Here is a 12431-nt window from a genome sequence, read left to right as displayed (position 1 = left end):
CCACCGCCTTCGTAGCCTCGCTAAAGCTCGACAACTCCCACAGGGGATTGGGTTTGCAGGCTGTGTCAGGTGTACACCGCTCAAAATGTGGGAGCTGGCTTGCCTGCGAAGACGGCGGCCCAGGCGAAACCTCTGTTGCCTGAGCCACCGCCTTCGTAGCCTCGCTAAAGCTCGACAACTCCCACCTTTAACCAATCGCCACCAGGGGAAACACCAACCGAAACGAGGTAATGCCACCCGGCGGGCTGCGCACTTCGGCCTGGCCCTGGTGCAGGGTCATGATTGACTTGACGATGGCCAGCCCCAGGCCGGTGCCGCCTTCGGTGCGGGCGCGGCTGTTGTCGGCGCGGTAGAAACGTTCGAACAGGTGCGGCTGGTGTCGGGCGTCAATGCCCACACCGGGATTGCTGACGGAGATCGTTACCTGCTGCGCATACGTCTCCACCCGCAGCGAAATATGCCCACCTTGGGGGCTGTGGCGAATCGCGTTGGACAGCAGGTTGGAAAGGGCGCGCTGGATCATCAGGCGATCACCCTGGACCTGTGCCTGGCCGATCAACGTCAGGCTCAGGTGTTTGTCTTCGGCACTCAAGGCAAACAACTCCATCACCCGCTGGGCTTCATCGTTCAACGACACTGGCCCGAACGACGCGCGTGCGGCGGGGTGGCTGACCTGGGCCAAAAACAGCATGTCGGACACGATGCGCGACAACCGCTCCAGCTCTTCGGTGCTGGATTCCAGCGCGACCTTGTATTCCTCCAGCGGACGCTGGCGCGACAACGTGACCTGGGCCTTGCCCATCAGGTTGGTCAGCGGCGCGCGCAGTTCGTGGGCCAAATCGTCGGAGAATTGCGACAACTGCTGCACCCCCGCGTCCAGGCGATTGAGCATCACGTTGAAGCCCTGGGCCAATTCCCGCAGTTCCTGGGGCAGGTTGTCCAGGGCCAAGCGATGGGTCAGGTCCTGGGTGGTGACTTGGGCGGCGACGTGGCTGAACTGTTTTAACGGCGCCAGCCCGCGCTGCACCAACCACCAGGCGCCCATGCCGATCAACAGCAGCAGCAACGGCAGCGCCACCACCGTGGCGCGCAGGTAGGCGCTGAGCAGGGCCTGGTCGTCCATGCGGTCCAGGGACAGCACCACGCGCACACGCTCGCCACTGGCCAGGCGCATCAGGCTGGACGCACTGAGCACCTGGTTGCCGTCGCTGTCCTCCCAGTTGAGGTAGCCGAGGGTTTCGCGGTGCGGGTAGTCGGTGAGCAGCGGCGCCTGGGGCTTGGCGCCGACGCTCAGCAGCACACGCTCGTCGGGCGCGGTGCCGACGATGGTCAGGTAGAAGTTGTCGTGGCCGATCACCAGGTCCAACAGCGAATGCGGGCGCGCGCGGATGTCGCGGGCGTCCAGGCCCTGGGCCAGGCTGTGCTGGATCTGTTCCATCTTGCTTTCCAGGCCCTTGCGCGCGAGTTTTTCCAGCTCATGGGTCAAGGCCAGGTAAGCCAGGCTGGCCAGCAGCAGCACCAGGCCGGCGCCCATCAGGCTGACCGTCAGGCCGAGGCGCATCGACAGGCTGCCGGTTTTCATGGCCGCGCTTCCAGCACGTAGCCGACGCCGCGAATGGTGTGGATCAACTTGACCTCGCTCTGGTCATCCACCTTGGCCCGCAGGCGGCTGATGGAAACTTCCACCACGTTGGTGTCGCAGTCGAAATTCATGTCCCACACCAGGGAAATGATCTGCGTACGGGTCATCACTTCGCCGGTCTGGCGCATGAGCACCTGGAGCAGGGCGAACTCCTTGGTGGTCAGGTCGATGCGCCGGGTGCCGCGATAGGCACGATGGCGACGTGGGTCGAGTTCCAGGTCCGACACGCAGAACACTTCCGGCTGTGGGATATGTTCACTGCGCCGCAACAACGTGCGCACCCGCGCGAGCAATTCGGGAAACTCGAAGGGCTTGACCAGGTAATCATCGGCGCCCATGTCCAGGCCCTTGATCTTGTCGTCCAGGCGGCCACGGGCGGTGAGCATCATTACGCGCTGGCTGCCGTTGCGGCGCAGTTGTTCGAGCACTTCCCAGCCGTCCTTGCCCGGCAGGTTGACGTCGAGAATCACCAGTTCATAGGCGTGTTGCGCGGCCAGGTGCAGGCCGTCGATACCGTTGCTGGCGCAGTCGACCACGTAGCCACTTTCAGTCAGGCCTTGCTGCAAATAGGCGGCGGTTTTTTGCTCGTCCTCAACCACAAGGATACGCATGGGGGGTTTACCTTTTTTCCGAACAGAGAAGGGGGTCCATTTCCTTATGGAGGGTGTTGCTGGGGGAGTAGGAAAATTCTGAAGCGTGAAGTGGCTTCAGGGTCAACTGCGACGTTCTGTCGCAACTAAGAAAGTGCGCAAAAAAAACGCCCCAATGGGGCGTTAAAAAATCCATCTCTTTCCAAAGGAGCTACACAAAAGCTTCAGAGATGAATGTGCTCGGTGTTGCAAGTTGAAGCCAGTCTATAAAGTTCAACTTAACGGGAAGGTGAGGCCAATATTACAGTTTTGATAACTGGCTAGTTGTGAACAGATGTAAGTCAAGCGCGAACGAATGTAACGCCTTAGAGAATCGCCAGCGGGTATTCGGCAATCAGGCGCACTTCTTCCAGGTCCGACTCGAATGCACTGGACCGCACCGTGGCCTGGCGCAGGCGCAGCGACAGGTCTTTCAAGTGGCCACTTTGCACCACGTACTTGGCCTCGATATCGCGCTCCCAGCGGCGTTGATCGGTCAGCGGGTCGCCTGCTGCATCGCGGCGCATGTACACCGCGTTGGCGTTGCTGTAGTCGGCACCGGTACCTTTGCCGTAGCGGGCCATGAACGACAGGCCGGGAATGCCGAAGGGCTGCATGTCCAGGTCGTAGCGCACCATCCACGAACGCTCCTTGGGGGCGTTGAAGTCGCTGTACTGGATCGAGTTGTTGAGGAAGATCGAGTCCGACTGGCGCAGGTAATCGAAGTCGTCATCCCCGTTGTTGCGTTGGTGCGACACGGCCACGCTGTGGGCGCCGATCTTCACGCCGAGCCTGGCGCTCCAGATGGAGTTGTCGAACTCCCCCAGCCGCTTTTTGCCCTCATCCACCGCCTTGTAATAGTTGAAGTCGCCGAACAGCGAAACGTCATCGTTCAGCGGGTAATTGGCCGCACTGCCGAAGTAGTACTGGTCCCAGGCGTCCTTCAGGCGGCTGCTGTACAGGCTCACGCTCAGATGCTTGTTGAGTTGATAATCACCGCCGAAATAGCCGATCCACGGCGAGTCGACCTTGCCCGCATAGAACGTCGCAAAGCCTTTGTCCATGCCGCTTTCGGTGGGCTGGCTCATGCCGCTCAAGCGTCCGCCTTGCAGGCTCAGGCCCTCCAGGCTGGTGTTTTGCGCGGTGACGCCACGAAAGCTTTCCGGCAACAGCCGCGAGTCGCCGTAGGCCACCACCGGTGTGAGCGGGAATACGTCACCGGCCTTGATAACGGTGTCCAGCACGCGCAGTTTTGCGGCGCCGCCGAATTTGCTGTAGCCGGATTCTGGATGGTTGTCGCTGTCCACCGGCAGCACGCCAAACGAGCCCTTGCCGCCGCTGCGGCCGGTGCCCGAGTCGAGTTTGAGGCCGTACATGGCAAATGCGTCCAGGCCAAAACCGACGGGGCCCTGGGTAAAACCGGATTCGAATTTGCCAATGAACCCCTGCGCCCAGGCTTCGGAGTAGCCATTGCCGGTGGGGCTGGACTGGCCCTTGCGGTCATCGCGGTTGAAGTAAAAATTGCGCGCCAGCACGTTTACGCTGCTGCCTTCGATAAAACCCTCGGGCTTGTCTTCCGCGGCCACGGCGGCCAGGGGCAGCGCGGCCAGCAATGAAAAGGGAAGTGTGTAGTAAGCACTGTGCATGTTTCGCTCCTCGGTATTGGCAGTGATCGGCTTCTTATATGAGGTGGGCGTTCTTATTGATGTGGCCCGGGCTGATAGTTGCGAATCACAGATAACAGCGAAGTGGCACGCACATTACAATTTTGGAAACTTACGGCCACCTAACAAATAAGTAATGTTCTGGTGAACATCGCGTCAGGGTTCGCTCGTTACGCTAGGCACTCAACTTAGAGACGAGGAACTTCTGATGAACGTTTATAAACTTGGCCTGGGTGTATTGGCTGCAGTCCTGTCGTTCGGTGCGTTGGCCGAAGGCGGCGGCGACCGTACCTTTGCCTTGATGATGGAGCGCAATGAACAGGTCATGGCCGATTACGCCGCCCGCAACGGCAAGCCCGCGCCCGAGGTGCAGGTGTATCGCTATGGCATGCCGCTGGATATCGCCAAGGTGGTCAACGTGACGCCGCCGGTTCGCAGCTGTAATGCCGTGCCTTCGCGCATGACCTATGAAGACTCCAGCGGCAAGCTCAACACCATCGAATACCAAGTGATGGGGATGTGCCGAAACAATGGCGGCTGATGGATCGAAAAATATAGTTGGGCCTTGGGCTAAAGGGCTCTTCAGAAAAGCTTGGCAGGGCCGATGCAGGTCAGATCCTTCTCTCCACTTGACCATCGGTGCCCCATGTTCAACACCCGCTTGAAGCAGGAGCTGTCCGCTCTTCGCGAAGAACTGTCCAGCTTGCAGCAGGTCAAGGAGAGCCTGGAAAGCGAGATGTTGTGCCTGACGCTGGACCCCCAGGGGCGTATCGACTGGGCCAATGGCAACTTCCTCAAGGAAATGGCCTACCAGAGCGGCCAGCTGCAAGGCCGCGCCATTGGCGATCTGGCGCCGGCGCATGTGAAGCATGACGAGTTCCAGCAGCGCTTCAACAATGCGCTGACGCGGGGTGAGCACTTCGCCGGCACCGTGCGCCTGCTGCGCGGCAATGGCGAGGAAGCGTGGCTGCGCTCGATCGTGCAGCCGGTGCGCAGCTCCGATGGACGGATCAAGCATTTTTCGATTTTCTCCAGCGACCTGACTCGCACCATCGAGGCGTCGCGCGAGCATGAAAACCTGATTACCGCACTGGTGCGCTCCACCGCAGTGATCGAGTTCGACCTGAGTGGGCACGTGCTCACCGCGAATGATCGTTTCCTCGGTGGCATGGGTTACAGCCTGGCGCAGATCAAGGGCAAGCATCACCGCATGTTCTGCGAACCGGAGGAGTACAACAGCGCCGAGTACCAGAACTTCTGGAAGCGCCTGAACAACGGCGAGTTTGTCGCGGCGCGCTTCAAGCGGGTCGACAGCCATGGTCGTACAGTGTGGCTGGAAGCGACCTACAACCCGGTGCTGGATGCGACGGATCGCCTGTACAAAGTGGTCAAGTTCGCCACGGTGATTACCGATCAGGTCAATCAGGAACAAGCGGTTTCCGACGCCGCCAACATCGCCTACAGCACCTCGTTGCAAACCGACAACAGCGCCCAGCGCGGCACCACGGTGGTGACCCAGGCGGTGGATGTGATGCGCGACCTGGCCCAGCACATGCAGCAGGCCGGCGAAGGTATCGAAGCGTTGAATGCCCAGTCCCAGGTGATTGGCAGCATCGTCAAGACCATCAGCGGCATTGCCGAGCAGACCAACTTGCTGGCGCTCAACGCGGCCATCGAAGCGGCACGCGCCGGCGAGCAAGGCCGTGGTTTTGCGGTGGTGGCCGACGAAGTGCGCCAATTGGCCTCGCGTACCAGCAAGGCCACCGAGGAAATTGTCGGCGTGGTGCGTCAGAACCAGGACATGGCCCGCGAGGCAGTGGCGCTGATGACCGATGGTCGCCTGCAAGCCGAGCAAGGCCTGGCGTTGGCGGCGGAAGCGGGCTCGGTGATCGTCGAGATTCAGGACGGTGCGCAGAAGGTGGTCAGCGCTGTAGGACAGTTCGCCAACCAACTGTCGAGCTGAGACTAGGGCTCAGGTATCGTAGGCGCTTTCCTGCTTGAAGAGCCGACTGTCCATGAGCCCTATCCACCGTCGCCCCGTTCCGCTGTCCAAAGCCTACCGCTTGCTCAATCACGGCCCGACCGTGCTGGTCAGCGCGGCGCATAACGGCCAGCGCAATATCATGGCCGCCGCCTGGGCGATGCCGCTGGACTTCGAACCGCCGAAGGTCGCCGTGGTGCTGGACAAGTCCACCTGGACCCGCCAGTTGCTGGAAGGCAGTGGCACCTTCGTGCTGCAAGTGCCTTGCGTGGCCCAGGCCGATCTCGTACAGACCGTCGGCAATACCTCCGGTAGCGAGACGGACAAATTCGCCGCTTACGGCCTACAGGTGTTCAACGGCGAACACACCGATGCACCGCTGCTGGAAGGCTGCGTGGCCTGGCTGGAATGCCGCTTGCTACCCGAGCCGCACACTCAGGAAGCCTACGACTTGTTCCTCGGCGAAGTGGTCGCGGCGTATGCCGACGAGCGCGTGTTCAGCGAAGGTCATTGGCACTTCGAAGGGCATGATGCACTGCGCACCTTGCATCACATCGCGGGCGGTAACTTCCTGACGATCGGCGAGCCGATTACCGGGCGCCAGCTCTAAGCCCTACCAGCGCGCGTTTGCCAACGCCTCGGCAAACGCCACCAACTTCGGCGAATACTGGCGGGACGGCGGGTACACCAGCGAGATCGCCCGGCTGCGTCCGGCAAAGGCTTGCAGCACCGGCACCAGGCGCCCGGCGGCGAGATCATCGCGCACGGCAAAATCCATCACCTGGGCGATGCCAAAACCACCCACGGCGCCGTCCACCAGCGCGTCGCCGATATCAAAGATCAGGCGCCCTTCGACGCTCACGTCCTGCACCTTGCCATCAAGCATGAACTGCCAGTCCACCATGCGCCCGCTGCGCAGATTGCGCACGGTGAGGCAGTGGTGGTCCTTGAGCTCGTCGACGGTTTGCGGCGTGCCGAACCGGGCGAGGTAGGCGGGGGCGGCGACGGTGACCCAGCGCAACGGCGCCAGGGTTCGGGCGATCAGGCGTTGGTCGTGGATCTCGCCGGTACGCAGCAAGGCATCGAAGCCTTCATCGACGATGTCCACCAGGCGGTCGGTCATCACGGCTTCGATGCGCAGTTCGGGATAACGCAGGGTCAGTTCGCCGATCACCGGCATCACCACCTTGCGCCCGAACAGCGACGGCGTGCTGATCTTCAACAGGCCCGACGGGCTGCCTCGGCGGTCGAGCATCAGCTTCTCGGCCTCGGCCAATTCCGCCAGCAACGGCGCGCTGCGCTCGTACAACAACTGCCCGTCGGGCGTGAGGCTGACGCTGCGGGTGTTGCGTTGCAGCAGGCGCACGCCCAACTGGTTTTCCAGGCGTGAGATGGCGCGGGAAAGCCCGGATTGCGTCAGCCCCAGGTCACCGGCGGCGCGGGTGAAACTGCGGGTTTCGGCCACGCGGACCAGCAGGCGAACAGCGTTCAGATCCATGATTAAAGTCATTACTGAAAGAGTGATAGCCCTATTTATCATCTATCACGCATAAAACACACTGGCCGCACTTCATTTTTGGACAGGACGCTGTGATGTCTCCCTCTCGACCTTCCGGCTGGATGCTGATGCTGTTGGCCACTGCCCAACTGATTATCGCCCTCGACGCCACCATCGTGTTTGTCGCGCTGCCGCAGATCGGCACGCACCTGGATTTTTCCGCCCAGCAACTGCAGTGGGTGGTGAGCGCCTACAGCGTGGCGTTCGGCGGTTTCCTGCTGTTGGGCGGGCGCGCCACGGACCTGCTCGGCAAGCGCCGCTTGTACCGGACAGGGCAGGCGCTGTATGCGTTGGCGTCCCTGGCCGCCGTGCTGGGCGGCAGCGCGGTGTTGCTGGTGCTGGCGCGGGCGGTGCAGGGCGTGGGCGGGGCGCTGTTGTTTCCGGCGACCCTGGCGTTGATTAACACCCACTACGCCGAAGGGCCTGAGCGTAACCGCGCGTTTGCAGTGTGGAGCGCCGCGTCGGCAGCGGGCTTGGCGCTGGGTGCCTTGCTCGGCGGCGTGTTGACCCAGGTGTGGGGCTGGGAGGCGGTGTTCCTGGTGAACGTGCCGTTGGCGGGTGGCTGCGCCTGGGCAGCGCGTTACTGGATTCCTGCCGACGGCGAGCGGGCCCGTGGGCGCAACTTCGATATCAGCGGCGCGCTGACCGTGACCGTCGGCGGCACCTTGCTGGTGTTCGCCCTGGTGCAAGGCCCGGAATGGGGCTGGACGGCGCCGTCGACCCTCGGTTGCATCGCCCTGGCCGTGGCGCTGCTGGGGCTGTTTGCCTGGATCGAACACCGCGGCCGCGACCCGTTGATGCCGCTGCGGCTGTTGGCCTACCGCGAGCTGCGCATGGCCATGGTGCTGACGGCAGTGTTTATGAGCAGCTTTGGCGTGCAGTACTACTTTCTGGCGCTGTATTACCAGCAGGTCTACGGCTACAGCGTGTTGCAGGCGGGCTTGGCGTTTTTGCCGGCGACCCTGGTGTGTACGTTCGGCATCTGGCTGGCGGAGCGTTCGCTGGTCAGGATTGGACTTCGCAACACGCTGGTCAGCGGGCAATTGGCGGGGGCCGTGGGCATTGCGCTGGTGTGCTGGGCATTACCGACGGGCGTGGGATTCTGGTCGCTGCTGCCGGGGATTTTTATCTTGAGCATCGGCCAGGGCATGACGTGGACGGCGATGTGGGTGGCAGCCGGCCTGGGTATTCGCCCGGGCGAGCAGGGCGTGGCGGCGGGGATGGCGTCCACCAGCCAGCAGATCGGTGGGGCGCTGGGGTTGGCGGTGTTGGTGTCGTTGGCGAATGCCGGTGGGATTGAGTGGGCGTTGTGGTGGAGTGCGGGGATTGCGCTGGTGGGGGCGGTGGTGGCCGTTGGGTTCAGGGAAGGCGGCGCTAAGTCGAACTCGATTCTAGAGACAACCTAAAGCCAATGTGGGAGCGGGCTTGCTCGCGAAGGCGGTGGACCAGTCAACATCTCCAGCGACTGACACTCCGCATTCGCGAGCAAGCCCGCTCCCACATTTTTGATCGCATTTGCAAATTGACGCTTCAGCGGCCCAGCATCTTCACCCAACGCGACGGCGGCATGCCGTAGGTGCTGCGAAACTGCCGGGTCATGTGGCTTTGGTCGGTGAACCCGGCCGTCATCGCCGCATTCACCAGCGATTGGCCCTGGGCCAGCAGGCTGCGCACCAGGTCCAGCCGGCGCATCGTCAGGTAGCGGTAAGGGCTGGTGCCGAATAACAAGCGGAAATCCCGCGACAACGCCCAGCGGTCGCGGCCGGCGTGGTCGGCCATTTCGTCCAGGGTGATGCTGCGGCCCAGGGCGCTGTGGATAAATTCCCGCGCGCGTTCGGCGGCGACGTAGTCGAAGCTCTTGCGGCTGGTGATTACCCCGGACGCATCGCTCAGGGCTTGCGCCACGTCGTACATGGCGTCCTGTTCCTGCAGCGGATCAATCGGGCAATCCAGGCTTTGCAGCAGCACTTCGCTGGCGCGGAACAGGCGCGGGTCGGTGGTATGGCCACAGGGAATGAACGGCAATGGCTTGCCGCCGAGGATCTGTTGGATCAGCGCCGGCTCCACATAGATCATGCGGTAGCGGAAGCCTTCCTCACTGCTGGCGCGGCCGTCGTGGGTCTCGTCGGGATGAATCACCATGGTCGTGCCGGGCAGGCTGTGGGTCATGCAGCCGCGATAGTGAAAGCTCTGCACGCCGAACAACGTTCGGCCGATGGCGTAGGTGTCATGGCGATGGGGGTCGAACGCGAAGCCGGCAAAGTACGCCTCGATACGGTCCATACCGCTGGCATGCGGGGCGCGGTGCATCCAGTCGAGGGGGGAGATGGGATTGCCCATGGTGGCTTGTCACACAGTGAGGTGGAAACACGTTAACCGAGTCTGCGCTCCCAGTCTGCCGGGGTCTTGTACGATTGTGCAAGGCAGGGGCGAGGCCTATGATCGCGTTTTGTGCCCCGTGCCGATGGAGCTGCCCACAATGGATTTTTTCAACCCCGCCTATGTGGCGCCCCTGGTCTCGCTGGCGCTGTTGTGGACCGTGGCAGTCGTAACGCCGGGCCCGAATTTTTTCAATACCGCGCAGTTGGCCGCCAGCTGTTCGCGCCGCCATGGCGTGGTGGCGTCGGCGGGCGTGGCCACCGGTACGATCCTGTGGGGGCTGGCGGGAGGCCTGGGCATCAAGTCGCTGTTTACTGCGGCACCGATGCTGTACCTGGCCTTCAAGATCATCGGTGGCTGCTACCTCATCTACCTCGGCCTGAAACTGTTCAAACGCTCGGCGCCGGCCATGGGCCAGAACCTGCTGCCGGACGCGCCTCGGCGCTCGCTGTTCTCCGCGTGGCGCCTGGGGTTGCTGGGCAACCTGTCCAATCCCAAAGCGGCGCTGTTTGTCGCGACCATCTTCGCGTCCACCATGCCGCCTTCGCCATCGCCGATGTTGCTGACCCTGGCGGTGCTCACCATGGCCACCTTGTCCTTCAGCTGGTATTCCTGCGTGGCCCTGGTGTTTTCCAGCGAGCGCATGGCCAACCTCTACAGCCGTTCGCGCAAATGGCTCGACCGCTTTGCTGGCAGTTGCTACCTGTTGTTCGGCGCACATCTGGTAGCGAATCGCTGACGGCCCGTGGTAAGAAGCCATACTTTCAACAGTGAGGCTGGGTCATGAGCAAGGTGCGCGTAGGGATTATTTTTGGTGGTCGTTCGGCCGAGCACGAAGTGTCGTTGCAATCGGCGCGCAATATCGTCGACGCCCTTGATCGCACGCGCTTCGAGCCGGTGCTGATCGGCATCGACAAGGCCGGCCACTGGCACCTCAACGACACCTCGAACTTCCTGATTAACCAGGAAAACCCGGCCTTGATCGCCCTCAACCAATCCAACCGCGAACTGGCGGTGGTGCCGGGCAAGGCCAGCCAGCAACTGCTGGAAACCTCCGGCGGCGACCTGCTGGCCCATGTCGATGTAATCTTCCCCATCGTCCACGGCTCCCTGGGCGAGGACGGTTGCCTGCAAGGCCTGCTGCGCATGGCCGACCTGCCATTTGTCGGCTCCGATGTGCTCGGCTCGGCGGTGTGCATGGACAAGGACATCAGCAAGCGCCTGCTGCGCGATGCCGGGATTGCAGTCACGCCGTTCATCACCCTGACCCGTCGCAATGCGGCACAGACAAGCTTTGATACGGCGGTGAACACGCTCGGTCTGCCGCTGTTCGTCAAGCCGGCCAACCAGGGTTCGTCGGTGGGGGTGAGCAAGGTCGGCAACGCAGCCGAGTACCACGCCGCTGTCGAACTGGCCCTGGGCTTTGATGAAAAAGTGCTGGTGGAATCCGCTGTCAGCGGCCGTGAAATCGAATGCGCCGTGCTGGGCAATGACAACCCCATCGCCAGCGGTTGCGGCGAGATTGTGGTGAGCAACGGTTTCTATTCCTACGACAGCAAATACATCGACGACCAGGCCGCCCAGGTGGTGGTGCCGGCGGCGATCAGCGTCGACGCCAGCGAACGTATCCGCCGTTTGGCCATCGAGGCGTTTGAAGTGTTGGGTTGCGCGGGGCTGGCGCGGGTCGATGTGTTTTTGACCGACGACGGCGAAGTGCTTATCAATGAAATCAACTCACTGCCCGGCTTCACCCGCATCAGCATGTACCCCAAGCTGTGGCAGGCGGCGGGGATGAGCTACAGCGAACTGGTGAGCCGGTTGATCGAGCTGGCGTTGGAGCGGCATGCGGGGCGCAAGGGGTTGAAGATCAGTCGGTGATGGCTCTACGAGCAATCCACGAATACAACAACGTCCTCACCTCCTCCGGGTGATGGGTCCTTCTGCGGTAGCTGGCAAACGCCGGCGACGTGCAGTAAGTGCAGACCGCGCTGACCTCTACCTGCTCGCGCCGAACGCCGGCCGCGTGCAACAGCATCAGCGCGTAGGCGCTCAAGTCGAACCACGCGCTGCCGGTTTGGCGCGCATGGGGCGGTGCGATCTGCGGTGGCAGCAGCGGCGTCGGTTGGGCAAAGTGCCACAAGTGACCCTGATCGGCCTGGAACTGCGCGATAAAGTCGGCGCTCACCTCATAACAGCAGGGCTTGATCGACGGGCCGATAGCCACTTGCAACTGCTCGGCGCCAATCCCGTCCTCGGCAAAACGTTGCACGGCATTGGCGATGATCCCGGCTTGCAGGCCTTTCCAACCGCCATGCACCGCCGCCACTTTCTCGCCGTTGTGGGCGGCGATAAGGATGGGCAGACAGTCGGCCGTAATCACCGCGATCGGCTGCTGCGAGCCGGTGAACACGCCGTCGGCCGGCACTGTATTGCTCGGCTGATCCGCTTGCCAGTCGATCACGGCGGCGCTGTGCACCTGCTTGCAGATAAGCACGTCATCCGGGCACTGCGGGTCATTGATCGTACAAAAACCATGATCGACGCCAACGAGGGCGCCGAGGTTGTCTGCCTGTTGCAC

Annotated in this window: 12 protein-coding genes and 1 pseudogene; 7 read left to right on the top strand and 6 right to left on the bottom strand. The window is 62.3% G+C overall.

The features are described from left to right. Nucleotides 1–187 precede the first annotated feature (187 nt). The 3 genes from NUV89_RS07320 to NUV89_RS07310 form a co-directional block, all read right to left on the bottom strand. Complete coding sequence (locus NUV89_RS07320) at nt 188–1582, bottom strand: heavy metal sensor histidine kinase (RefSeq protein ID WP_257780777.1); 1395 nt, start codon at nt 1580–1582, stop codon at nt 188–190. Then, nucleotides 1579–2253 carry a heavy metal response regulator transcription factor gene (locus NUV89_RS07315; protein ID WP_257780776.1) on the bottom strand — a complete coding sequence of 225 codons (675 nt, stop codon included), beginning with the start codon at nt 2251–2253 and terminating at the stop codon, nt 1579–1581. The genes NUV89_RS07320 and NUV89_RS07315 overlap by 4 nt, the downstream gene beginning before the upstream one ends. 344 nt (nt 2254–2597) lie before the next feature. After that, nucleotides 2598–3917: an OprD family porin gene (locus NUV89_RS07310; RefSeq protein ID WP_257780775.1), complete on the bottom strand. Its 1320-nt coding sequence runs from the start codon at nt 3915–3917 to the stop codon at nt 2598–2600. Nucleotides 3918–4143: 226 nt separating this feature from the next. Between NUV89_RS07310 and NUV89_RS07305 the strand changes: the two genes are divergently transcribed. The 4 genes and pseudogenes from NUV89_RS07305 (at nt 4144) to NUV89_RS07295 (ending at nt 6526) form a co-directional block, all read left to right on the top strand. Next, a complete protein-coding gene (locus tag NUV89_RS07305; RefSeq protein ID WP_257780774.1) occupies nt 4144–4476 on the top strand; it encodes a DUF2790 domain-containing protein in 333 nt (110 codons plus the stop codon). A gap of 63 nt (nt 4477–4539) precedes the next feature. Further along, nucleotides 4540–5358: pseudogene (locus NUV89_RS29895) on the top strand (PAS domain-containing protein); the annotation flags it as partial. A gap of 108 nt (nt 5359–5466) precedes the next feature. Beyond that, entirely contained in the window at nt 5467–5898 is a 432-nt protein-coding gene (locus NUV89_RS29890; protein WP_374684460.1) for a methyl-accepting chemotaxis protein, read from the top strand. Between the two features lie 52 nt (nt 5899–5950). Further along, nucleotides 5951–6526 carry a flavin reductase family protein gene (locus NUV89_RS07295; protein WP_257780772.1) on the top strand — a complete coding sequence of 192 codons (576 nt, stop codon included), beginning with the start codon at nt 5951–5953 and terminating at the stop codon, nt 6524–6526. A 3-nt stretch (nt 6527–6529) separates the two neighbouring features. On the opposite strand, the gene NUV89_RS07290 is transcribed toward NUV89_RS07295, so the two are convergent. Continuing rightward, the gene (locus tag NUV89_RS07290) at nt 6530–7414 is read right to left on the bottom strand and encodes a LysR family transcriptional regulator (RefSeq protein WP_257780771.1); all 885 of its coding nucleotides are present in this window, start codon (nt 7412–7414) and stop codon (nt 6530–6532) included. 122 nt (nt 7415–7536) lie between these two features. On the opposite strand from NUV89_RS07290, the gene NUV89_RS07285 reads away from it, so the two are divergent. After that, entirely contained in the window at nt 7537–8880 is a 1344-nt protein-coding gene (locus NUV89_RS07285) for an MFS transporter (protein ID WP_257780780.1), read from the top strand. A gap of 124 nt (nt 8881–9004) precedes the next feature. Here the strand turns inward: NUV89_RS07285 and NUV89_RS07280 are convergent, their stop codons facing one another. Then, nucleotides 9005–9814, bottom strand: a complete 810-nt coding sequence (locus NUV89_RS07280) for an AraC family transcriptional regulator (RefSeq protein WP_257780770.1) — start codon at nt 9812–9814, stop codon at nt 9005–9007. A gap of 139 nt (nt 9815–9953) precedes the next feature. On the opposite strand from NUV89_RS07280, the gene NUV89_RS07275 reads away from it, so the two are divergent. Then, the gene (locus NUV89_RS07275) at nt 9954–10592 is read left to right on the top strand and encodes a LysE family transporter (protein WP_257780769.1); all 639 of its coding nucleotides are present in this window, start codon (nt 9954–9956) and stop codon (nt 10590–10592) included. 44 nt (nt 10593–10636) lie between these two features. Further along, nucleotides 10637–11731 carry a D-alanine--D-alanine ligase gene (ddlA, locus tag NUV89_RS07270; RefSeq protein WP_257780768.1) on the top strand — a complete coding sequence of 365 codons (1095 nt, stop codon included), beginning with the start codon at nt 10637–10639 and terminating at the stop codon, nt 11729–11731. Here the strand turns inward: ddlA and pgeF are convergent. After that, nucleotides 11721–12431 (bottom strand): peptidoglycan editing factor PgeF, encoded by a 711-nt coding sequence (pgeF, locus tag NUV89_RS07265; protein WP_257780767.1) that lies wholly within the window; start codon nt 12429–12431, stop codon nt 11721–11723. The two genes, ddlA and pgeF, sit on opposite strands and share 11 nt — an antisense overlap.

This window comes from Pseudomonas sp. 18.1.10 (assembly GCF_024655625.1).
Classification (GTDB): Bacteria; Pseudomonadota; Gammaproteobacteria; order Pseudomonadales; family Pseudomonadaceae; genus Aquipseudomonas.
Note: the sequence above shows the minus strand (reverse complement) of the source record. Positions and strands in the feature narration are given on the sequence as shown.